We start from the raw sequence: 21,536 nt of genomic DNA, 5'->3' as shown, positions 1-21,536 counted from the left end.
CCCACAGTTTTTCAAGTTTTCAGGAACCCGATTCCATGGCTTACCTTCAACTGCGCGGCATCGAGAAATTCTTCGGTGAGCACCGCGCCATCAAGGGCATCGACCTCACCATCCAGCAAGGCGAGTTCATCGTCTTCGTCGGCCCCTCGGGCTGTGGCAAGTCCACGCTGCTGCGCCTGATCGCGGGGCTCGAAGCCATCGACGGTGGCTCGCTCATGCTCGACGGCCGCGACATCACCGACCAGCCTTCGAGCAAGCGCGACCTGGCCATGGTGTTCCAGAGCTATGCGCTGTACCCGCACATGAGCGTGTACGAGAACATGAGCTTCGCGCTCAAGCTGGCCAAGGTCGATCCGGCCATCGTGCGCGAGAAGGTCGAGCGCGCCGCTGCCATCCTGAACCTCACCACCTACCTGGAGCGCACGCCCAAGGAACTCTCCGGCGGCCAGCGCCAGCGCGTGGCCATCGGCCGTGCCATCGTGCGCGCGCCCAAGGTGTTTCTGTTCGACGAGCCGCTGTCCAACCTCGACGCGGCCCTGCGCGGCCAGACCCGCGTGGAGATCGCCAAGCTGCACCGCGACCTGGGCGCCACCACCATCTACGTGACGCACGACCAGGTGGAGGCCATGACCCTGGCCGACCGCGTGGTGGTGCTGCGCGACGGCGTCATCGAGCAGGTGGGCACGCCGCTCGAGCTGTACGACCAACCCGCCAACCAGTTCGTGGCCCAGTTCATCGGCACGCCGCAGATGAACGTGGTGCCCCTGCCGCAGCTGCCGCCACCGGTGCAGCAGCAGGCACCTGCGGGCGCCGAGGGCGGTGCCATCGGCCTGCGCCCCGAGAACATCACCGTGCGCAACACCGGCGTGACGCCGGTGGGCGGCCAGGTAGACCTGGTCGAAGCGCTGGGTGCCGAGACGCTGATCTATGTGAGCACACCAGGGGGCGCACAGTTCGTGGCCCGCCAGAACGACCGCACCAGCCTGCGCGCCGGTGATGCGGTCAGCCTGGACATCGACGCATCGCAAGCCCATTGGTTCGACCCCGCAGGCCGCGTGGTGGTCCGCCAGACCGCATGACCACCATGACCCTCGGACAAGAACTGCAAGGCAAGGTGGCGGCCATCACCGGCGCTGCATCGGGCATTGGCTTCGCCAGTGCCCAAGCCATGGCCGACGCGGGTGCGCGCGTGGTGCTGATCGACCGCGACGAAGCCGCGCTGGCCAAGGCCTGCGCTGCGATCGGTGCCAGCGCATTGCCGTTGGTACTGGACTTGCTGGACGCCAAGCAGTGCGCCAGCCTGCTGGCGCGCACGCTGGCCCTCGCCGGCCAGCTCGACATCTTCCACGCCAATGCCGGGCTTTACGTCGGCGGCGATCTGGTGGACGCCGACCCCGACGCCATCGACCGCATGCTGAACCTCAACGTCAACGTGGTGATGAAGAACGTGCACAACGTGCTGCCCCACATGATCGAACGCGGCACGGGCGACATCATCGTCACCAGCTCGCTGGCCGCGCATTTCCCCACGCCATGGGAGCCGGTCTACGCATCGTCCAAGTGGGCGGTGAACTGCTTCGTGCAGACCGTGCGCCGCCAGGTGTTCAAGCACGGCATCCGCGTGGGCTCCATCTCGCCCGGGCCGGTCATCACCTCGCTGCTCGCCGACTGGCCGGCCGAGAAGCTGGAAGAGGCCAAGGCGAGCGGCAGTCTCATCGAAGCGGCCGAAGTGGCCAGCGTGGTGCTGTTCATGCTCACGCGCCCCCGTGGCATGACCATCCGCGACGTGGTGATGATGCCCACGAACTTCGATCTTTAAACACCTGCATTCACGCACCATGAATTTCATCCTGCACCTGGGCCTGGGCTCGTTCCACCGCGCCCACCAGGCCGTTTACGTCCACGCATTGCGCCAGCAGGGAGACACCGGCTGGGCCATTGCGGGCGGCAACCTGCGCGCCGACATGGCCGACACCATCGCCGCGCTGCAGGCCCAGGGCGGCCGCTACACGCTGGAGACCGTCACGCCCCAGGGCGAGCGCAGCTACACCGTCATTGAATCGATCCAGCGCGTGATCCCCTACCAGGACGACCTGGCCCCGCTGATCGCCGCAGGTGCCGACCCCGCCACGCGCATCATCTCGTTCACGGTGACCGAGGCGGGTTACTACCTCGATGCGCAAGACCAGCTCGACTGGCCCAGCTTTGCCGACCTGCGCGCCGACCTCGCCGCCGTCAAGGCGGGCCAGGCGGGCCACACCCTCTATGGCGGCCTGGTGAGCATCCTGCGCGCGCGCAGGGCCGCCGGTGCCGGCCCCGTGACGCTGATGAACTGCGACAACCTGCGCCACAACGGCGACCGCTCGCGCGGGGGCCTGCTGCAGTTCATCGACGCGCTGGGCGATGCCGCGCTCAAGGCCTGGGTGCAGGAGCACACGAGCAGCCCCAACGCCATGGTCGACCGCATCACGCCACGCCCCACGCCGGACGTGGCCGAGCGCGTGAAGGCCGCCACCGGCTGGGACGACCAGGCCGCGTTGATGGGCGAGAGCTTCATCCAGTGGGTGATCGAAGACGACTTCATCGCAGGCCGCCCCGCGTGGGAAAGGGTCGGAGTCGAGATGGTCGATTCGGTGCAGGCGTACGAAGAAGCCAAGATTCGACTGCTCAACGCCACCCACAGCTGCATTGCCTGGGCGGGCACGCTGGCGGGCTACCAGTACATCCACGAAGGCACGCACGATGCCGCCATCCGCCAGATGGCCTACGACTACGTGACCGACGACGCGATCCCGGTGCTGCTGCCGTGCCCCATCGACCTGGAGGCCTACCGCGACGTGGTGCTGGACCGGTTTGGCAACCCTGCGATTGCGGACACCAACCAGCGCGTGGCCATGGATGCGTTCTCCAAGATCCCCGGCATGATCGCGCCCACCATCCGGGACCAGCTGGCCCGCGATGGCTCGTTCGACAGCGTGGCCGTGCTGCCCGCGCTGTTCCTGGCCTACCTGCAGCGCTGGCATGCCGGGCAGATCCCCTACACCTACCAGGACCAGGCCATGGACCCGGCCGTGGCGCATGCGATCTGCGATGCGCCGGACCTGGTCGCCGCCTATGCCGCGGATACCACCCTGTGGGGCGAAATGGCCTCAAACCCGCGGCTGGTTGCCACGCTGCGCAACGCCTTTGCCCGCGTGCAGGCCTTCGTGGCCGGGCGTGCGGAACGCCAGGGGTTGGTGTAAGTTGAGCGGCCCGACCACAGGAATGACGCCATGACCGTGAAGACGACGCCTGTCTCTCCGCGCCAGACCAAGCCCGAGCTGGAGCACGACTACGTGCGCTTTCCCGAGCTCGGGTACGAGTCGCCCGAGGCCGCAGGTTTCATCCGGTGCCTGTCGCATGGGTTTCCCACGCCGCTGGCGCGCTGGCACTACCACGACGAGTATGAGCTGCACCTCATCACCGCCACCTCGGGCAAGGTGTTCGTGGGCGACTGGATCGGGCAGTTCCAGCCCGGCCATCTGGTGTTGACCGGGCCGCGCCTGCCGCACAACTGGATCAGCATGGACCTGCCCGAAGGCGGCGTGCCGCTGCGCGACCTGGTGATCCAGTTCTCGCACGCGCCGCTGGTCGCCAGCAGCGAGAGCATCCCCGAGCTGCGCGAGGTGTTGCCCCTGCTGGAGCGCGCACGCCATGGCATCGAATTCTTTGGCATGGAGGCCCAGGCGCAGGAACACTGGCACCGCATCAAGGCGCGCCAGGGCCTGGCCCGGTTTGGCGCGTTCTGTGAATTCCTGAGCGACCTGGCCCGCTGCACCGACTTTCGACTGCTGTCGAGCACCCAGCTGCAAAGCGAGGACAACGACACCCAGCTCGACCAGATCAACGCCATCGTGAGCCGCATCACCGACCATCTGGCCGACCCGTTGTCGGCTGCCGACCTGGCACAGGAGCTGGGCATGACGGAGAGCCGGTTTTCCCGCTTCTTTCGCCGTGCCACGGGCAACACCTTCACCGACTTCGTGAACCTGGTGCGCGTGAACCGCGCGTGCCAGCTTCTGATGGAGACCGAGCGCTACATCACCCACATCGCCTACGACGTGGGCTTCAACAACATGGCCAACTTCAACCGCCGCTTTCTGGACATCAAGGGCATGACGCCCAGCGAGTACCGCAAACAGGGCGTGGGCCGTTTCGGGACCAAGGCATGACAGCGTTCCTTCCGCTGGTTCAGGAATAGCGCATGTACCTCGGTATTGATCTGGGCACCTCGGGTGCCAAGCTGCTGTTGCTTGGGCAAGACCAGCAGGTGCACGCCGTAGCGGACGCCCCGGTGCCGCAGCACCGCCCTCAGCCTACCTGGAGCGAGCAGCACCCCGCCGACTGGCTGGCCGCCACCGAGGCCGCCGTGGCCCAGCTGCGCGCGCAGGCTCCCGCCGCCTGGGCCCAGGTGCGCGGCGTAGGCCTGTCGGGCCATATGCATGGCGCCGTGGTGCTCGGCGCGCAGGGCGAGGTGCTGCGCCCTGCCATCCTCTGGAACGACGGGCGCGCTGCCGCCGAATGCACGGCACTGGAGCAGGCCGTGCCGGACTCGCGCCAGATCACGGGCAACCTCGCCATGCCGGGCTTTACCGCGCCCAAGCTCCTGTGGCTGCGAACGCACGAGCCCGACGTGTTTGCGCGCATCCGCAGCGTGCTGCTGCCCAAGGACTGGCTGCGCCTGCAGCTCACGGGCGATGCGGTGAGCGACATGTCCGATGCCTCGGGCACCCTGTGGCTCGATGTGGCCCGCCGCGACTGGAGCGACACCCTGCTTGCCGCCTGCGGCCTGGCCCGCGCGCAGATGCCCCGCCTGGCCGAGGGCAGCGAAGCCACGGGCGTGTTGCTCCCTGAGGTCGCTGCGCGCTGGGGCCTGCCGCCCGGCGTGGTGGTGGCTGCCGGTGCCGGCGACAACGGCGCCAGCGCTGTGGGCGTGGGGGCGCGCCAGGCCGGCCAGGGCTTCGTGTCGCTGGGCACGTCCGGCGTGGTTTTCCGCGTGGCCGACCGGTTCGCCCCGGCAACCGAGCGCGCCGTGCACGCCTTTGCCCATGCGCTGCCCGGGCGCTGGCACCAGATGTCCGTCATGCTCAGTGCCGCCAGCGCCTTTGGCTGGCTGGCCCGTATCACCGGGCGGGCCGAGGCGCAACTTTCCTCGGCCGTACAGGGCATGGACCTCAAGCGCCATGCACAGGCACCGGTCTTTCTGCCCTACCTGAGCGGCGAGCGCACACCGCACAACAATGCTGCTGCCACCGGCGTCTTCTTGGGCCTGCGCGCCGAGCACGATGCAGCCGACATGGCCTGTGCCGTGATGGAAGGCGTGGGCTTCGGCCTGATGGATGGGCTGCAAGCCATGCAGGCCGCGGCGGGCGAGGGCGGCGCATCGGCCACAGCTCCTCTGGCGCTGGTGGGCGGCGGTGCGCGCAGCGATGCCTGGGCCCAATTGCTGGCCAGCGGCCTGGGCTGCCCGCTGGAGCGCCCGGAGGGCGCCCACGCCGCCGCAGCCCTGGGCGCCGCGCGCCTGGCCGCCATGGCCTGCGGTGGAGACGAGGCCCTGTGGTGCCAGAGCCTGCCGGCCGAGGCGCGCTTTGCGCCCCAACCCGCGCAGCAGGCCCTGCTGCAGGAACGCCATGCGCGCTTTCAGGCGCTGTACCCTGCGCTGCTGCCCCATTTCTAACTGACAGTCGCTCCCTCGTTTCTTGACCACGTCCATGTCCACTTCCTCTCCTGTCCAGGTCGCCATTGCCGGCGAAGCGCTGATTGACCTCATCGGCCGTGCCGACGGCAGCTACGAGCCCTGCCTGGGTGGCGCGCTGTACAACCTGTGCCGGGCACTGGCACGCCAGGGCGTGGGCACGCAGTACCTCAACCCCTTGTCACGCGATCGCTGGGGCCGCGAACTGGCTGCGCAATTGGCGGCAGACGGTGTGCAACTGGCCCTGCCCACGCCCGTGGGCGAGGTCACCTCGCTGGCCGTGGTCAACCTTACCGAGCATGGGCACCCCGACTACGCCTTCTACCGCGAAGGTGTGGCCGACCGCACCGTGACCGCTGCGGGGCTCATCGCCGCCTGCGCCGTCCACGGCAGCGCGCTGCAGGTGGTCTGCACTGGCGCCCTGGCGCTGGACGCGCGCGACGCCGCCATCTACCTGCCCTGGCTGCAGGCCCAGCGCGCGGCGGGCCGCTGCGTGGTGGTGGACAGCAATCTGCGCCCCTCCATCATGCCCGACCTGCCGGCCTACCGCACCCAGGTGCACGCGGTCCTGGGCGAGGCCGACATCATCAAGGCCAGCGACGAAGACCTGGACCACCTGCAGGTGCCCGGCACCGATGCCCTGGCCCGCGCCCGCCACCTGCTCGCGGTCAACCCGCGTGCCCGCCTCATGGCCCTGACCCTGGGCGGCGAGGGCGCGTGGCTGCTGCAACAGGGCAGTGGCGCGCAGTGGTTCGCCAGGGAGGCCCAGCCCCTGGCCGTGGTGGACACCGTGGGCGCTGGCGACAGCTTTCTGGCGGGGCTGCTGGCGTACCTGCTGCGCGCACATGCGCAACAGCACACCTCGGCGCCTGCGGGCATGGCGGACTTCATTGCGGCCCTGCCTGCCGCCGCGTACCAGCAGGCCCTGCGCCACGCCCTGGCCAGCGCCAGCCTGTGCGTGCAGGAGCGTGGCTGCGTGCCGCCGAGCTGGCAGGCAGCGCAGGACTGGGCGGTGCAGCACCCAGCGCTGGATCAACGGCCCTGAGCGGGGCTTTCAGCCGCAATTCTTGGCAAGCGGGTCGTCAGGCCTTGTCGGCTTTGCCGGCAGCGCTGGCCAGCTTGCTGAGCATGCGGTCTGCCAGCCAGGGCTGGCGGTCTTCGTCCTCCGCCAGCTCCTTGCGGCGGATGGCGTTGCGTACCACGATGGATCCCATGAAGCGCAGTGGCTCCGGGGGGAAATGGCCCAGCGGGCCGCTCGTCAGCTTGCTGCGCGTCCACGCATTGTCCTGGTCCAGCACCAGGGACGACAGGATCTGTCCCCCCATGTAGGTGGGGCCGACGCCATTGCCCGAATAGCCGAAACCGTAGTAGATATGCGGCGCACCGTTGAAGCGGCCAAAGAACGGAAACCCCGTCACCGAGCGGTCGGATGGCCCGTTCCAACTGGCCGTGATCGGCGTGTTGCCCAGGGCCGGAAAGAACGAATGCAGGGCGCGCGTCAATTCGGCCTCGTAGGGAGAGCGCTCGTCGAACACCCGCGCCATGCGCCCGCCCCAGGCGAAGGTGTTGCCGCCCTTGCCCAGCATGAGGCGGCCATCCACGGTGCTGCGGTAGTAGTACACGAAGGTGCGGGAGTCGAGGACCGAGACGCCGTTGTCGAGCCCGATGGTCTTGAGCAGATCCGGGCATTTCTCGGTGATGATCATGTCGCTCGATACGATGGCGATGGTGCGCTCGAACTGCGCAAAGGCGCTGGCCATCCATGCATTCATCGCCAGGACCAGCTTCTTCGCCCTGACCGTGCCGCTCGGCGTGCGCACCATTGCGGGTTGATCGGCGCTGAAGTCCAGCATCGGTGTGCGTTCATGGATGCGAATGCCCATGGCCAGCGCCACGCGCCGCAGCCCGCGCACCAGCTTGCCCGGATGCACGGTGGCCGCAATCGGCGAGAACACGCCGGCCAGGTTGCGGGCCGAGCCGGACCGCGAGGCTACCTCGTGCGCAGGCAGGCTTTGGTAGGAGTGGATGCCGCGTGCCTCCAGCGCCTGCATCATCGGATCGAGCGTGCCGATCTGGGCCTGGGAGGTGGCGGTGTACAGCGTGCCGTCCTGCCGAAACTCCGCGTCGATGCCGTGCGCCCTGCAGAAGTCGCCGATGTGCCCTACCGCGGCCTCCGATGCCTTGACCAGGCGCACCGCCTCGTCTTCACCGAACAACCGGTGCAGCGTCAGGAACTTGGCGGACCAGGTGAGCAGGCATCCGCCGTTGCGCCCGCTTGCGCCGGCGCCGCAAAGGTCGCTCTCGAGTATCACGATATCGAGTTCGGGGGCCTGCAGCTTGGTCTGGATGGCCGTCCACAGGCCCGTGAAACCACCGCCGACGATGCATACATCGGCGCTGTGTTCACCCTGCAGGGCGGGGGCCAGGTCGCCGTCGTTGAAAAGCGCTTGTTCGATCCAGAAGGGACGCATGGGATTCCTCAGGAGGCCAGGGGCTGGCCATGTTCTGCCGCGCTGATTTCGAGATGGCGCACGAAGTGCTCCAGCGAAGGGGTGTCCGCAGTGGCCGATTTGGCCATGTCGTCCCAGCGCCGCAAACGGACCGCGTCCATCGCATGGGGCAATGCCTCGAAGGCCGTGGCTTGCGCCTCATCGAAGACACCGCCCTGCAGCGCCAGGCTGCGCCTGGAGTCGGGCGACAGCTGCGCGAGGTAGCCCGACTCGCGCGCGCACAGGAAGCGCTTGGCATCCACGTGCAGCCGGATAGGCTCCAGCGTCCCCGGACCGAAAAGCGCGCGCAGAAACGGCATGCAACGGTACTGGTGCACGTCGTCCAGGCCGTCCTGGGTGGGCGTGCCGCCCCATTCGTGCAGCAGGTGCCCCAGGTCATGCAGCAGCGCGGCCGCTATCAGGGCACTGCCGGCGCCAGCCTGCTCGGCCAGGTGGGCCGACTGCAGCGCATGTTCGAGTTGCGTCACGGGCTCGCCGTCATACTGGGCATGGCCCTTGGACAGGAAAAGACCGGTGATGTCCGGGATGGTGAGACTCATGGTGGGGTGTTCGTGGGTGCGGTTCAGGTGGATGCATTTCTTCGTCTGGCGCTCTGGCGGGACTGCATCACGGGCCGTCCAGGCGCGTTGCATTGAGCACGGTGTCCAGCCGCGCAGCGCGCTTCGTCAATCCATCCATCACGGACTGGAAGCGCTCCGGCGAATTCGCCTTGCCGTCCATGGCGGTGGTCAGCATCTGAAAGAGTTCCAGGTCCACGACGGGGCGCAACTGGTAGTTGGAGGAGGCACGGAATCCCGAAAGGCCATTGATGGCTTTCAAGGTGGCTTTCTCCGCGTCGGTGCGTCCATAGGCAGTGAAGAATTTCCGGATGCGCTGCTGCGTAGCGGCGGGAAGGTCTTTGCGGTAGAGGATGGGATCGTTGGGAATCAACGGCGACTCCCAGACCACACGGATGCGCGCCAGCTTGTCTGGAAAATCGGCCTGGTAGCGGGGAAGCTCTTCCGTATTGTTCGTGGCAAGGTCCACCCGTCCGTCGGCAACGGCCAGGAAATTGTCCAGGTGGTTCGCATGCATGATCTGCTTGAAGTGCTTTTGCGGCTCTATCTTGTTCTTGGCGAAAACGTAGTAGTTGGGCACCAGGTAGCCGGAGGTGGACTTCTTGTCACCTGACCCGAAGCTGTAGACGCCAGGGCGGCCAAGCACATCGGCCAGAGACTGGATGGGGCCATCTTTTCGGGCGAAGAGAACCGAGCGATAGCCGCGGGAACCGTCCAGCCGGACCATTTGTGCGAAGACGGTCGCGCGATCGCTTTCCACCAGATCAATCGCCAGCCGGTTGTTGATCCATGCAAGCTGAACGCGTCCCTCCATGAGCGCGCCGGAGATGTCTGCGTAGTTTTTGGAGGCAAGCACCTTGACTGGAATCTGCAGCTCTTTCGCGAGAGCGTCTGTGAAAGGTCTCCAGTCTTCGACGACCTTCTCGACGCTTCCCGCAACAATCAGCCCGACGGTCAGCGTGGGGTCTTTGTCGGCCGCGCTGGCAGCGAGGGTGGTCAGCAAGGCAAGCGACGCCAGAGCCCACCCCAGGCGCTGGCGGGCATGTACTGTGCGGCGAGGTCGTTCATCGGCATTCATGGAAATACATCCTTGGTCTCGAACAAGGCCAACCTGAACTGCTTCAGGGCCCTCTGCAGGGCACCTCGCGGCGCCGTGCGGCCACCCGCAGCGGTGGTGACCGATGGCGCGGGGGCACTACCAGGGCAGTGAATAGGTCTTGGTGTTGGTGAAGCTCTTCATCGCTTCCAGCACACCTTCCTTGTAGCCCAGGCCGGAGTCCTTGATGCCGCCGAAGGGCGTCAACTCCAGCCGGTAGCCCGGCACTTCGCGCACGTTCACGCTGCCCACATTCAACTCGCGGATGAAACGGGTGATGTGGTCCAGCCGGTTGGTGCATACCGATGACGAGAGGCCATAGGCGGTGCCGTTCGAGATGCGGATCGCGTCGTCGATGTCCTTGAAGCGGATCACCGGAGACACGGGCCCAAAGGTCTCCTGCTTGGCGACGGTCATCTCGGGATCCACGCGGTCGAGCACCGTCGGCGCGTAGAGCGCACCCTGGCGCTCGTGGCCGCACAGCAGCTTCGCGCCGGCCGCGATGGCTTCGTTGACCACCGACTCGAAGTGCTTTGCCGCCGCTTCGTCGATCACCGTGCCCATGTCGGTCTTTGGATCCATCGGATCGCCGTACTTCAACGCCTTGGTCTTTGCGACCAGCAATTCAACGAACTGGTCGGCAACGGCCTCATGCACCAGCATGCGCTTGACCGCGGTGCAGCGCTGGCCCGAGTTCTTGTAGGAGCCGCTGGCAGCGAGCGTTGCCGCCTCTTCGATGTCGGCATCGTCCATCACGATGATGGGGTCGTTGCCGCCGAGTTCGAGAATCTGCCGCTTGTAGGCGGCTTTGCCGGCGATGTACTTGCCGATGGCCACGCCGCCGGTGAAGGTCACCAGATCGACATCCGGGCTGGTCAGCATCTCGTCGGCGATCTCGCGCGGGTCGCCGGTGATGACCGACAGCATGGGAGACGGCAGGCCCGCCTCGTACAGGATGTCGGCCAGGATGAAGGCGGTGAGCGGTGTCTTTTCGCTGGGCTTGAGGACCATGCGGTTGTTGGTGGCGATGGAGGGCGCGACCTTGTGGATGACCTGGTTCAGCGGGTGGTTGAACGGCGTGATGGCCGTGATCGCGCCCAGCAGCGGCTCTTTCAGGGTGTAGACCTTGCGGCTCTTGCCGTGGTGCGTGAGGTCGCAGGAGAACACCTGTCCGTCATCGACCAGCGCCTGGTTGGCTGCGAACAGCAGCACATCGGAGGCGCGGCCCACTTCATACAGCGAGTCCTTGCGGCACAGGCCCGATTCGAGCGTGATGGTGCGGGAGATTTCGTCCAGGCGCGAGGCGATGATCTCGCCCGCCCGCATCAGTATCTTGTAGCGCTCGTAGCGGGTCAGCGTGGGTTTGTAGTCCCGGGCGATGCGGTAGGCCCGCCTCACATCGTCCAGCGTGGCTTTCGGCACGGTGGCAATCACTTCACCGGTGTAGGGGTAGGTGACCTCGATACTGCGGTCGCAGTAGACCCGCTCACCGGCAATGCGCAAGGCCTCGCGGTGGATGGGCGCGGGCTTCAGACTGGGTTGGCTCATGGAGTGCTCCGCAATGCGTTTACTGGGCGTGGTTCAGTGCGATGTCGATGGCATCGAAGTTGCGCAGCCGGCGGCTGGATGCGATGCCTGTGACGGGGCGGTTGCAGATCAACGGCACGCGCTGCTCGGAGACACCGCCATGGGAGCGCAGCGGGACCTCCAGCGCCGACAGGTCGTGGCGGCTGGCCGAGGTGCCGATCACCGTGTCGCGATTGCTGACGACGACGATGTCGCCGATGCGGTCGGGGGGCAGTTCGAAACGCTTGGCCGCCTCGGCCCGCGACAGGACGGATTCCATGCCCGGCACCTGCTTGATGCGCTCGATCCACTGCGCGGCGGTGAACTCGTCGGGCGCATAGACGGTGGCAAAGGAGCCGAGTGCGCCGTGGTGCACCACGTAGGGGTCGGTGATGGGCAGGATCACCCGAGCCTTCTCGGGGCCGTACCATTCGTCGAGCACGTCCTGCAGATAGATGACGTTGGGCGAGCCGTCGGCACCATGCTTGTCGTTCATGCCGTGGTCGGCCGTCAGCACGATGGTGGCGCCGAGCGCGTCAAGCTGTGCCAGGTAGCCATCCATCATGGCGTAGAAGGCGTTCGCTGCGGGGCTGCCGGGAGCCGCCTTGTGCTGGACATAGTCGGTGGTCGAAAGGTACATCAGGTGCGGGCGGCTGGACTCCATCAGCTTGACGCCTGCCGCGAAGACGAACTCCGACAGCTCCGCGCTGTAGACCGACGGAACCGGCATGCCCACCATGTTCACCACGTCGTCGATCCCGTTCTCTTCAATGGTCGCCTCGTCGGACTTCTCGGAGGAGAAGCAGATGCCCTTCATCTTGTGGCCCAGGAGCTTGCGCAGCTTGTCCTTGGCGGTGACCACCGCCACCTTGGCGCCCTCATCGGCAAACGCGGCCAGGATGGTGCCTGCGCGCAGGTACTTGGGGTCGTTCATCATCACTTCCTGGCCGAGTTCGCGGTCGAAGAAGTAGTTGCCACAGATGCCATGGACCGAGGGCGGAGCACCCGTGACGATCGACAGGTTGTTCGGGTTGGTGAACGATGGAACCACGCAGTCGGCCAGCAGGTCTGCACCGGTTTTGCGCATGCGTGCCAGATAGGGCGCCACGCCTGCGGCAATGGCCGCATCCAGATAGGCGGGCTCGCAGCCGTCCACGCAAACGATGACGATCGGGCGCAGCATCCAGCGGTAGCTGCGGGCGTTGACTTGCAGTGTCTCCTGTGTCATTTCAGACTTCCTTTTGATGGGGTTGAGAGGTGAGGGCGGCGGTGGGCGTGTCGGTGCGGCCAAACGCCTTGTGCATGCGGGCGCGGCTGTCGGCAACGTGCTGGCGAAGCGCGAGCCCGGCGGCATCGGGGTTGCCGCTGGCAATGGCTTCGACAATGTGGCTGTGCTCATCTGCGGAGACCCTCAGGCCGCCGCCGCTGTCCAGCGCGCGCATGCGAAAGAGGTGCAGCTCCTTGACCAGGCGCTTGTAGGTTTCCGTGAGCTTGCGGCTGCCCGCTGTGTCGAGCAGGATCTCGTGGAACTGAAGGTTCAGCTGCGCGTACTGCTCCACGTCCTGCGCCAGGGCCGCAGAGCGCATGGCTTCCAGCATGGCGCGAAGGCGTTCGACGGCATCGGGCTGGATGGCAACGGCCACGCGCCGTCCGATGATTTCTTCCAGTGCCTCGCGCAGCTCATAAATTTCGTCCGCCTCCTCGAAGGCGATCTCCCTGACGAACACGCCACGGTTCTTCTCGTTGCGCACCAGCCCTGCCTCTTCCAATGCGCGCAGTGCCTCACGGATCGGGCCGCGGCTGGTGTTGAAGCGCTGGGAGAGCTCGCTCTCATTGATGCGGCTGCCGACGGGCAGCTCCCCGGTCATGATCAAACGCTCTATCTCTTCCTGCATCAGCATGGGCAGCGAGCTGGTCTGAAGAAATGCGAGGGCGGCGGAGTGATTGCTTGATGTCATGGATCGCAATCTTACGCCGATATTGAAGACTGTCAACAATTTACTATTGACAGTCTTCAGTTGGCAATTTACATTTCATTCACCGAGCATGGAGCAGCATGTGCCGGAGCCCGCCACTCACCCGTTCAGGGGATAGCAAGCCTTATCAGGAGAAACAGATGACGATGAAAGCAAGCACGCGCCGTCTCGCAGCCCTATGTCTCGCTGCGATCGGCCTTGTCGCCGGCAGCGCTGCCTGGGCACAGAGGACTCCGCTTCTGGTCTACACCGCGCTGGAGACCGACGCCATGAAGCTCTACAAGGACGCTTTCGAGAAAGCGAATCCAGACATCGAGGTGAAGTGGGTGCGCGATTCCACCGGAATCGTCACTGCCAAGCTGCTCGCCGAAAAGGCCAATCCACAGGCCGACGTCGTGGCGGGCCTGGCGGCCAGCAGCCTCGCGCTACTGCAGCAGGAGGGCATGCTGCTTCCTTATGAGCCCAAGGGGTTCAAGGAGCTCAATCCTGCCTACTCCGATACCGCAAGACCCCCTGCATGGGTCGGGATGGACGTTTGGGCCGCCACGATCTGCTTCAACCGGGTGGAGGCCCAGAAGCTGGGCCTGCCCAAGCCTGAAAGCTGGAAGGATCTGACCAAGCCCATCTACAAGGGCACCATCTCCATGCCCCATCCAGCATCCAGTGGTACGGGCTACCTGGATGTCTCCTCCTGGCTGCAGATGTGGGGCGATGCCGAAGGCTGGAAGTTCATGGACGCCCTGCACCAGAACATCGCGCAGTATGTGCACTCGGGGTCCAAGCCCTGCAAGCAGGCCGGTGCCGGCGAATTTCCGATCGGCATTTCCTTTGAGTTCCGGGCCCACCAGGTCAAGAAATCCGGTGCGCCTGTCGATCTCATCTTCCCCAAGGAAGGCCTTGGCTGGGACATCGAAGCCACCAGCCTGATGAAGACCAGTACCAAGCTGGAGCAGGGCAAGCGGTTCGCCGACTGGATGGCCACCAAGGAGGCCAACCAGATCTCGTCGCGCTGGTGGGCCGTCGTGGCCTATCCGGGCCTGGTATCGAAGCTGGAGGGCATCCCGGACAACTACGAGAAGCTGCTCGCCAAGAACGACATCAACTGGGCCGCGAAGAACCGCGAACGCATATTGGCCGAGTGGAGCAAGCGCTACGAAGGCAAGGCAGAGCCCAAGTAGGAAGCCCGGCGGCGTCCCATCAGAAGAACCCACGGGGGACGCAGTCTGCAGCCCCACAACCACGAGTGCGAAACATGGACATGACCGATACCCGATTCATCGCCGGCCAGATACCGGCCGCGCCCCCTGCTGCGCTCGAGATTGTGGGCGTCCGCAAAGACTTTGAGACCTTCAGCGCGCTGCGCGACGTGCACCTGCGGGTCAACAAGGGCGAAATGCTGTGCTTCCTCGGCCCCTCGGGCTGCGGCAAGACGACGCTGCTGCGCATCATCGCAGGCCTAGAAACACAGACGTCCGGGCAGATCCTGCAAGACGGCAAGGACGTCTCCTGGCTGCCCCCGGATGGGCGGGACTATGGGATCGTCTTCCAGTCCTATGCCCTCTTTCCCAATCTTTCGATTGCCGAGAACGTGGGCTATGGGCTGGTCAACAGCCGCGCCAGGAAGGCGGAAATCAAGGCGCGCGTCGAGGAGTTGCTGAAGCTCGTCGGCCTGCCGACCTCCGGCCACAAGTATCCCAGCCAGCTGTCCGGCGGACAACAGCAGCGCGTGGCGCTGGCCCGGGCCCTGGCCACACGCCCCGGCCTTTTGCTGCTCGATGAGCCGCTGTCCGCACTCGACGCGCTGGAGCGCATCCGGCTGCGCGGAGAGATTCGCCGGCTGCAAAAGCAGGTGGGCATCACCACCATCATGGTCACGCACGACCAGGAAGAAGCACTGTCCATGGCGGACCGCATCGTGGTCATGAACCATGGGGTGATCGAGCAGGTCGGGACCCCCATGGATATCTACGAACGGCCCGCCACGCCGTTCGTGGCGGATTTCGTCGGCAAGGTCAACGTGCTGCGCTCCGTGGCGCTGGGGAATCAGCGTTTTCAGGTGGGGGACATGGAGCTGGAGTGCAGCGCCTGCGATGGGCGGTTCGAGCCCGGCGAAGACGTGAATCTCTATCTGCGACCCGAGGACCGTGCGGTCGAGAACCTGGACCACAGCACCGCCAACCGGCTGCAAGTGCTGGTCACCAAGGTCGAGTTCCTGGGCGGGCTGTGCATTGCCGAGGTGACGGCCGATGCGCTGCATGGGCAAACGCTGGGACTGCACTTTTCCCTCAATCAGCTCCATGACCTCGGCATCCGAGAAGGCAATACCATCGACATTGCCCTGCGGGCCAACCGCATCCGTGCCTTTTCTGCGCGCAGGCCCGGGCCATGACCGCACTGTCCCGCCCCTCCGCTGCCATGACGGCAACCCCACTGCGGCCCATGCTGCGCTGGAGCCGTGACGAGACCATCGCACGGGCCATTCTGCTGGCCGTGATGGCCATGCTGCTGGTCTTTCTGGTGGCACCACTGCTGACCATCCTGGCGCAGGCCGTACAGGACAAGAGCGGCCGTTTCGTCGGCCTCACGCACTTCATCACCTACTTCAAGACCCCCAGCCTTCTGGGCGCGGCGTGGAATTCGATCTGGGTGTCTGCCGCCGTGGTGGCGATCTCCGTGCCTCTGGCCTTCGTGTTCGCCTATGCGCTGACCCGCAGCAGCATACCGATGCCACTTAAGGCGGTCTTTCGGCTGATCGCGCTGATCCCTTTGCTGGCGCCTTCACTGCTGTCCGCCATATCGTTCGTGCAGTGGTTTGGAAACCAGGGCGCACTCAAGTTCCTGCTGGGCGGCATGTCGATCTACGGGGCGCCGGGAATCATCCTCGCCGAGGTGTACAACACCTTCCCGCATGCCCTGATGATTCTGGTCACGGCCCTGTCGCTCGCCGACGGCCGGCTGTACGAGGCGGCCACTGCGCTGCGCACGCGGCCGGTTCGCCAGTTCATGACCATCACGCTGCCATCGTGCAAGTACGGCCTCATCAGCGCGGCCACCGTGGTCTTCACCTATGTGATCAGCGATTTCGGTGCGCCCAAGGTGATCGGGGGCAACTTCAACGTGCTGTCGGTGGACGTTTTCAAGCAGGTCGTGGGGCAGCACAATTTCTCCATCGGCGCCGTTGTCGGCATGCTGCTGCTGATTCCGTCGGTCATTTCCTTCGTGATCGACTACGTGGTGCGGCGCAAGCTGAAGGCACAGCTCACGGCCCGCTCGGTGCCTTACGTCCCCAAGCGGCGCAAGGTCGCCGATGCGCTGCTCACGCTCTTCTGCACGGTGGTCTGTGGCCTGCTTCTGGCCACCATCGGCATGGCTATCTACACCTCGCTGATCTCCCTGTGGCCCTATGACCTTTCGTTCACGCTGAAGCACTACCACTTCGTGCTGATCGAGAGTGACATGGCGGCTGCCTACGGCAACAGCCTGCTCGTCGCCATGGTCACCGCAGTGGCGGGTTCGCTGATCGTGTTCGTGGGGGCCTACCTCATCGAGAAGACGCGCAACCTCGGCCTGATGCGGCCGGCCATGCACCTGATGGCCGTGCTGTCCATGGCGGTGCCGGGCCTGGTGCTCGGGCTGGGTTACGTGATGTTCTTCAACCATCCCGCGAATCCGCTGAACTTTCTGTACCAGACGATGGCGATCCTGATCATCTCGATGGTCATCCATTACTACACCTCCAGCCACCTCACCGCCATCACGGCGCTCAAGCAGCTGGACAACGAGTTCGAGGCCGTATCCGCGTCCCTCAAGGTCCCCTTCTTCAAGACCTTCATGCGGGTCACCGTGCCCGTGTGCCTGCCGGCCATTCTCGATATCGGGCGCTATTTCTTTGTGGTGTCGATGGCCAGCCTGTCGTGCGCGATCTTTCTCTACACGCCCGAGACCATCCTCGCCTCGGTAGCGATCATGCACCTGGACGATGCCGGTGACATCGGGCCCGCGTCTGCACTGGCCAGCCTGATCGTGATCACCTCGACGCTGGTGTGCATTGCCTACTCACTGCTCACGCGTGTGCTGTTGTCACGCACCCAGGCCTGGCGCAACCTGGCCCGCAGCTGACCTTCACCTCCCAACCCGGTTCCCTTCCCCCGCCTGGAGACAAACCATGAGCCAAAACCCCACCCCCATCCTGCTGACCCCCGGCCCTCTCACCACCTCTGACCGCACGCGCCAGGCCATGCTGCGCGACTGGGGGTCATGGGACACGGACTTCAACCAGATCACCGCGCGCATTCGTAAGAACGTGTTGGAGATCGTGCATGGCACAGGCACGCACGAGTGCGTCCCCCTGCAGGGAAGTGGAACTTTTTCAGTGGAGGCCGCCATCGGCACCATCGTTGCGCGCAACGGCCATGTGCTCGTACCGAACAACGGTGCGTATTGCCAGCGCCTGGCCAAAATCTGCAAGGTCATCGGCCGCAAGGTCAGCACCATCGACTACACGGAAGACAGGCGAGTGTCGCCCGCCGATGTGGACCGCGCACTGGCTGCCGACCAGAGCATCACCCACGTGGCGGTGGTGCATTGCGAAACCGGAACCGGCGTTCTCAATCCCCTGCACGAAATCGCTGTGGTGGTCGCCAAGCATGGTCGTGGACTGATCATCGATGCGATGAGCTCCTTTGGTGCATTGGAGATCGATGCCCGCCAGACACCATTCGATGCGGTCATCGCCGCATCCGGGAAATGCCTCGAAGGCGTTCCCGGCATGGGCTTCGTCATCGTCAACCGCGGTGTTCTTGAGGCCTGCGAAGGCAACTGCCACTCTCTGAGCATGGACCTCTACGACCAATGGGTCTACATGGAAAAGACCACGCAATGGCGCTTCACGCCGCCGACGCATGTCGTGGCGGCGCTTGACTCGGCGATCACCCAGTACCTGGAGGAGGGTGGCCTCCCGGCGCGTGGCGGACGCTACGCGCGCAACTGCAAGGCACTGATCGACGGAATGGCGGAATTGGGTTTTCGCCCGTTTCTCGATCCTGCCATCCAGGCACCGATCATCGTCACCTTCCATGCGCCGGCCGACCCGGCTTACGAGTTCAAGGCGTTCTACCAGGAGGTCAAAAAGCGTGGCTACATCCTCTATCCCGGCAAACTCACGCAGCTTGAAACATTCCGCGTAGGCTGCATCGGTCACTTCGGCGATGCGGGGATTCCCGGTGCCGTGGCGGCTGTAGCCGATGCGCTCGAATCAATGGGCGTACGCCAGGTATCCGTCTTGGAGAAAGCCTGAACTCCGGGGGCTGCGCAGCAGAAGGCATCGAAGCGAAACGCTCGAAACCCGAGGCGCGTTGGGTGCTGCGACAAGCCCAGGGCGGGCCCCTGCGCGCAGGAGGCCGTACCTGACGAGACCGGGCGTTGCAGCCGGTGCTCCTTTTGCCGCGCAGGCTCCTGGGCTGATTATTTGGCCCGATGTATTGACAGTGAAGTTCCCACAGGCAGCCCATGTCGCATTTCAAGACGCTCAAGATCCAGATCCTGGCACTGTCCTCGGCCTGCCTGGTCATCGCGCTGTTGGTACTGACCGTGGCGAATGTCCTGATGGCGCGCAGCCAGGCCCGGGGCAGCCTGATTGCGCAGAGCTTGGCCACTGCCAAGAGCCATGTGCAAACCATCGAAGAATGGGGGCAGGCCAAGGCGTTGGTCGTCGGGACCGCAGTGGCCGCCTTCGAAGACCCGGAGCCTGCCAAGACCCTGGCGTTCCTGCGCGATGCTGGAAAGTTCTCCACGGTCTATTTCGGCTTTTCCGACAAGAGGTACGTTTTTTCGGAAACGCGCAACTACCCGGCCAGCTACGATCCCACCGCCCGGCCTTGGTACAGGCATGCAGTCGCGGCCGGTGGCCCGGCAATCACTGCGCCCTACAGGACAACGGATGGAAAGCTGGTCGTCTCGTTTGTCTTGCCAGTACGCGCAGAGGGGACTATCAAAGGGGTCGCTGCAGGGGATGTCTCCATGGAAACCGTGGTGGACACGGTGGCGTCGATCAAGCCCACACCGCAGAGCTTTGGATTCATGGCGTCAGGCGACGGCAAGATCATTGCCCACCCTGATGCAGCGCTGGTCTTGAAGCCGCTGACGGATCTCTCCAATGAGTTGAGTTCGGAACGCTTGTCTGCTGCGGCCAATGCCCATAGCGTGCTGCCGGTGGAGATTGACGGCCGCACCCGGTTGCTCACGGTGGTTCCCATCAGGGGCACGACCTGGATGCTGGTGGTGGCTCTCGACGAGCGCGAGGCGCTGGAGCCCATGCGCGCCATGCTGACGACTTCCGTCCTGTCGAGCATAGTGGTGTTGGCAGTCGCGGTTGCGTTGCTGGCGGCTGTGCTGACGCAGCGGCTGCGCAGGCTCACCCAAGTGCGCGATGCAATGCAGGAGGTGGGCGAAGGCAGCGGGGATCTGTCGCGCCGCATCGATGCGCATGGTGCCGATGAGCTGGCCCAAATCGCATCGAGTTTCAACAACTTCGCTGGCAAGCTCTCGGGAGTGCTGGCCCAGATCCGCGAGACCAGCAGCTCGGTACGCGTGGCGGCACAGGAGATCGCCACCGGCAACCACGACCTGAGCGGACGCACCGAGCTGTCGGCCGCCAGCCTGCAGGAGACATCGGCCTCCATGCAGCAACTCACCGAGACCGTACGCCAGAACGCCGATGCCGCCCGCCAAGCCAACCAGCTCGTGGCCCAGGCCTCCGATGTGGCCCAGCGCGGCGGCACCGTGGTGGGCCGCGTTGTGACCACCATGGAGCAGATCAATGCAGCCTCCAAAAAGATCAACGACATCATCGGGGTGATCGATGGCATCGCATTCCAGACCAACATCCTCGCGCTCAATGCGGCCGTTGAGGCAGCGAGGGCTGGTGAGCAAGGTCGGGGGTTTGCCGTGGTGGCTGGCGAGGTGCGCAGCCTTGCACAGCGCAGCGCAGATGCGGCGCGCGAGATCAAGGGGCTGATCAATTCTTCTGTGGAGCAGGTCGAGAACGGTTCGCGGCTGGTGCACGATGCAGGTACCACCATGGTCGACATCGTCACCTCGGTCCAGCGCGTAGCGGACATCATGGCCGAGATCACAGCGTCGACCAACGAACAAAGCACCAGCATCGGTGAGGTCGGTCAAGCCGTGGCCCATCTGGACCAGATGACCCAGCAAAATGCCGCCCTGGTGGAGCAAAGCGCCGCCGCAGCGCAAAGCCTCAAGGACCAGTCGGAGCGCCTGTCCGAGGTAGTGGGTACCTTTCGCCTGTCCACGGACACGGCGTATTCAGCGCCGCGCCTGGTTGCGCCGGGGCGTCGCTCTTGACGATGGTCTCGGACGGCAAGTCGAGCAGGGGCAGGTGTTTGTCGTCCACCAGAGCCATCACTGCTGTGAGCCGCAGGTCCCGCAATGCCGACTCAGACTCCAGCAGACCGTTGTGCCGCTTTGCCGACCCCTCGGCGCACCATGATCGTGTACGGCGCTCCCGTCACCGGCTCCAGGTGTGAGGCGATGGCGCTGAACCCTGCGCGGGCATAGAAGCTCTCGTTGCGCGCGGAAAAGGTCTCCAGGTAGCAAGCCACGCCCGCCTGGTCCGCCGCGGCCAACGTGGGCGCCAGCAGCCGGGCACCGAGGCCCTGGCCCTGCGATGCGGGGTCGATGCCCAGGATGGACAGGTACCAGGCACCCCCCAGCCCGACACCGCTGGCGCGCGCTCCCATGAAGGCGATGATCTGGCGGTAGTTGTCCATGCCGCGCGGACCCAGCACGGTCTGCAGGTCGTCCACCTTGGCCTGTGCGTCGGTCGCTTCGGCTTCGGCCGGGCGGGGCAGGGTCCACAGCGCGGCGCCCAGGCGCTCGTCCTGCAGCAGTGTGCACTGGCCGCTGCGCTGTGCCTCGAGCAGCGAATAGTCCAGGTACTGCGACAGCACCGCCCGGCGCCCCTGCGCATCGGGCGCGAAGTCAGCCGTGATGGCCAGGTAAAAGGGGTCGTCGGCCAGCGATGCGGCCAAGGCGGGGACTGAAGGGTGAAGGACAGAGGAAGGCATGGGCGTGGAAGTT

The 21,536-nt window shown here is 65.3% G+C and carries 18 protein-coding genes; 11 read left to right on the top strand and 7 right to left on the bottom strand.

Annotated features, from left to right (window positions below):
* Window positions 1-35 precede the first annotated feature (35 nt).
* Genes AC1RVY_RS19590 through AC1RVY_RS19565 form a run of 6 tightly spaced genes read left to right on the top strand, consistent with a single transcriptional unit; the run spans window position 36 to window position 6,779 of the window.
* Window positions 36-1,079, top strand: a complete 1,044-nt coding sequence (locus AC1RVY_RS19590; RefSeq protein WP_369642825.1) for an ABC transporter ATP-binding protein — start codon at window positions 36-38, stop codon at window positions 1,077-1,079.
* Between the two features lie 5 nt (window positions 1,080-1,084).
* Entirely contained in the window at window positions 1,085-1,819 is a 735-nt protein-coding gene (locus AC1RVY_RS19585; protein WP_218341561.1) for an SDR family oxidoreductase, read from the top strand.
* 19 nt (window positions 1,820-1,838) lie between these two features.
* Window positions 1,839-3,242 (top strand): D-arabinitol 4-dehydrogenase, encoded by a 1,404-nt coding sequence (dalD, locus tag AC1RVY_RS19580; protein WP_218341562.1) that lies wholly within the window; start codon window positions 1,839-1,841, stop codon window positions 3,240-3,242.
* Between the two features lie 30 nt (window positions 3,243-3,272).
* Window positions 3,273-4,211: an AraC family transcriptional regulator gene (locus AC1RVY_RS19575; RefSeq protein ID WP_492807790.1), complete on the top strand. Its 939-nt coding sequence runs from the start codon at window positions 3,273-3,275 to the stop codon at window positions 4,209-4,211.
* Window positions 4,212-4,243: 32 nt separating this feature from the next.
* The gene (gene xylB / locus AC1RVY_RS19570; protein WP_492807789.1) at window positions 4,244-5,716 is read left to right on the top strand and encodes a xylulokinase; all 1,473 of its coding nucleotides are present in this window, start codon (window positions 4,244-4,246) and stop codon (window positions 5,714-5,716) included.
* Between the two features lie 34 nt (window positions 5,717-5,750).
* Window positions 5,751-6,779, top strand: coding sequence for a carbohydrate kinase family protein (locus AC1RVY_RS19565; RefSeq protein ID WP_492807788.1), 1,029 nt, complete (start codon window positions 5,751-5,753; stop codon window positions 6,777-6,779).
* 37 nt (window positions 6,780-6,816) lie between these two features.
* Here the strand turns inward: AC1RVY_RS19565 and AC1RVY_RS19560 are convergent, their stop codons facing one another.
* The 6 genes from AC1RVY_RS19560 to AC1RVY_RS19535 all read right to left on the bottom strand — a co-directional run bounded on the left by AC1RVY_RS19560 (window position 6,817) and on the right by AC1RVY_RS19535 (window position 13,421).
* Entirely contained in the window at window positions 6,817-8,205 is a 1,389-nt protein-coding gene (locus tag AC1RVY_RS19560) for an FAD-dependent oxidoreductase (protein WP_492807787.1), read from the bottom strand.
* Window positions 8,206-8,213: 8 nt separating this feature from the next.
* Entirely contained in the window at window positions 8,214-8,783 is a 570-nt protein-coding gene (locus AC1RVY_RS19555) for a phosphonate degradation HD-domain oxygenase (RefSeq protein WP_369642820.1), read from the bottom strand.
* 67 nt (window positions 8,784-8,850) lie between these two features.
* Complete coding sequence (gene phnD, locus AC1RVY_RS19550; protein ID WP_492807785.1) at window positions 8,851-9,879, bottom strand: phosphate/phosphite/phosphonate ABC transporter substrate-binding protein; 1,029 nt, start codon at window positions 9,877-9,879, stop codon at window positions 8,851-8,853.
* A gap of 117 nt (window positions 9,880-9,996) precedes the next feature.
* Window positions 9,997-11,445, bottom strand: a complete 1,449-nt coding sequence (gene phnY, locus AC1RVY_RS19545) for a phosphonoacetaldehyde dehydrogenase (RefSeq protein ID WP_492807783.1) — start codon at window positions 11,443-11,445, stop codon at window positions 9,997-9,999.
* 19 nt (window positions 11,446-11,464) lie between these two features.
* Complete coding sequence (gene phnA, locus AC1RVY_RS19540; protein WP_492807781.1) at window positions 11,465-12,691, bottom strand: phosphonoacetate hydrolase; 1,227 nt, start codon at window positions 12,689-12,691, stop codon at window positions 11,465-11,467.
* Between the two features lies 1 nt (window position 12,692).
* The gene (locus tag AC1RVY_RS19535; RefSeq protein WP_369642816.1) at window positions 12,693-13,421 is read right to left on the bottom strand and encodes a phosphonate utilization associated transcriptional regulator; all 729 of its coding nucleotides are present in this window, start codon (window positions 13,419-13,421) and stop codon (window positions 12,693-12,695) included.
* A gap of 158 nt (window positions 13,422-13,579) precedes the next feature.
* On the opposite strand from AC1RVY_RS19535, the gene AC1RVY_RS19530 reads away from it, so the two are divergent.
* From AC1RVY_RS19530 to AC1RVY_RS19510, 5 genes are all read left to right on the top strand, one after another.
* Window positions 13,580-14,617: a putative 2-aminoethylphosphonate ABC transporter substrate-binding protein gene (locus AC1RVY_RS19530; protein ID WP_369642815.1), complete on the top strand. Its 1,038-nt coding sequence runs from the start codon at window positions 13,580-13,582 to the stop codon at window positions 14,615-14,617.
* Between the two features lie 74 nt (window positions 14,618-14,691).
* On the top strand, window positions 14,692-15,828 hold the full coding sequence (locus AC1RVY_RS19525; RefSeq protein ID WP_492807779.1) for a putative 2-aminoethylphosphonate ABC transporter ATP-binding protein: 1,137 nt from the start codon (window positions 14,692-14,694) through the stop codon (window positions 15,826-15,828).
* A 26-nt stretch (window positions 15,829-15,854) separates the two neighbouring features.
* Entirely contained in the window at window positions 15,855-17,558 is a 1,704-nt protein-coding gene (locus AC1RVY_RS19520; RefSeq protein ID WP_369642813.1) for a putative 2-aminoethylphosphonate ABC transporter permease subunit, read from the top strand.
* A 46-nt stretch (window positions 17,559-17,604) separates the two neighbouring features.
* On the top strand, window positions 17,605-18,735 hold the full coding sequence (locus tag AC1RVY_RS19515; protein WP_369642812.1) for a 2-aminoethylphosphonate--pyruvate transaminase: 1,131 nt from the start codon (window positions 17,605-17,607) through the stop codon (window positions 18,733-18,735).
* 212 nt (window positions 18,736-18,947) lie between these two features.
* On the top strand, window positions 18,948-20,801 hold the full coding sequence (locus AC1RVY_RS19510; RefSeq protein ID WP_492807777.1) for a methyl-accepting chemotaxis protein: 1,854 nt from the start codon (window positions 18,948-18,950) through the stop codon (window positions 20,799-20,801).
* A 92-nt stretch (window positions 20,802-20,893) separates the two neighbouring features.
* Here the strand turns inward: AC1RVY_RS19510 and AC1RVY_RS19505 are convergent, their stop codons facing one another.
* Window positions 20,894-21,487, bottom strand: coding sequence for a GNAT family N-acetyltransferase (locus AC1RVY_RS19505; RefSeq protein ID WP_492807775.1), 594 nt, complete (start codon window positions 21,485-21,487; stop codon window positions 20,894-20,896).
* Window positions 21,488-21,536: the final 49 nt, after the last annotated feature.

The sequence above is a fragment of the Acidovorax sp. GW821-FHT11A03 genome (assembly GCF_058809075.1).
The sequence above is the reverse complement of the archived record's forward strand: the minus strand, read 5'-3'. Positions and strand labels throughout refer to the sequence as shown.

Excerpts from the sequence above, each read along its gene's own strand:
- AC1RVY_RS19590 (WP_369642825.1), top strand. The coding sequence starts at position 36 with ATGGCTTACCTTCAACTGCGCGGCATCGAGAAATTCTTCGGTGAGCAC.
- AC1RVY_RS19585 (WP_218341561.1), top strand. The coding sequence starts at position 1,085 with ATGACCCTCGGACAAGAACTGCAAGGCAAGGTGGCGGCCATCACCGGC.
- dalD (WP_218341562.1), top strand. The coding sequence starts at position 1,839 with ATGAATTTCATCCTGCACCTGGGCCTGGGCTCGTTCCACCGCGCCCAC.
- AC1RVY_RS19575 (WP_492807790.1), top strand. The coding sequence starts at position 3,273 with ATGACCGTGAAGACGACGCCTGTCTCTCCGCGCCAGACCAAGCCCGAG.
- xylB (WP_492807789.1), top strand. The coding sequence starts at position 4,244 with ATGTACCTCGGTATTGATCTGGGCACCTCGGGTGCCAAGCTGCTGTTG.
- AC1RVY_RS19565 (WP_492807788.1), top strand. The coding sequence starts at position 5,751 with ATGTCCACTTCCTCTCCTGTCCAGGTCGCCATTGCCGGCGAAGCGCTG.
- AC1RVY_RS19560 (WP_492807787.1), bottom strand. The coding sequence starts at position 8,205 with ATGCGTCCCTTCTGGATCGAACAAGCGCTTTTCAACGACGGCGACCTG.
- AC1RVY_RS19555 (WP_369642820.1), bottom strand. The coding sequence starts at position 8,783 with ATGAGTCTCACCATCCCGGACATCACCGGTCTTTTCCTGTCCAAGGGC.
- phnD (WP_492807785.1), bottom strand. The coding sequence starts at position 9,879 with ATGAATGCCGATGAACGACCTCGCCGCACAGTACATGCCCGCCAGCGC.
- phnY (WP_492807783.1), bottom strand. The coding sequence starts at position 11,445 with ATGAGCCAACCCAGTCTGAAGCCCGCGCCCATCCACCGCGAGGCCTTG.
- phnA (WP_492807781.1), bottom strand. The coding sequence starts at position 12,691 with ATGACACAGGAGACACTGCAAGTCAACGCCCGCAGCTACCGCTGGATG.
- AC1RVY_RS19535 (WP_369642816.1), bottom strand. The coding sequence starts at position 13,421 with ATGACATCAAGCAATCACTCCGCCGCCCTCGCATTTCTTCAGACCAGC.
- AC1RVY_RS19530 (WP_369642815.1), top strand. The coding sequence starts at position 13,580 with ATGACGATGAAAGCAAGCACGCGCCGTCTCGCAGCCCTATGTCTCGCT.
- AC1RVY_RS19525 (WP_492807779.1), top strand. The coding sequence starts at position 14,692 with ATGGACATGACCGATACCCGATTCATCGCCGGCCAGATACCGGCCGCG.
- AC1RVY_RS19520 (WP_369642813.1), top strand. The coding sequence starts at position 15,855 with ATGACGGCAACCCCACTGCGGCCCATGCTGCGCTGGAGCCGTGACGAG.
- AC1RVY_RS19515 (WP_369642812.1), top strand. The coding sequence starts at position 17,605 with ATGAGCCAAAACCCCACCCCCATCCTGCTGACCCCCGGCCCTCTCACC.
- AC1RVY_RS19510 (WP_492807777.1), top strand. The coding sequence starts at position 18,948 with ATGTCGCATTTCAAGACGCTCAAGATCCAGATCCTGGCACTGTCCTCG.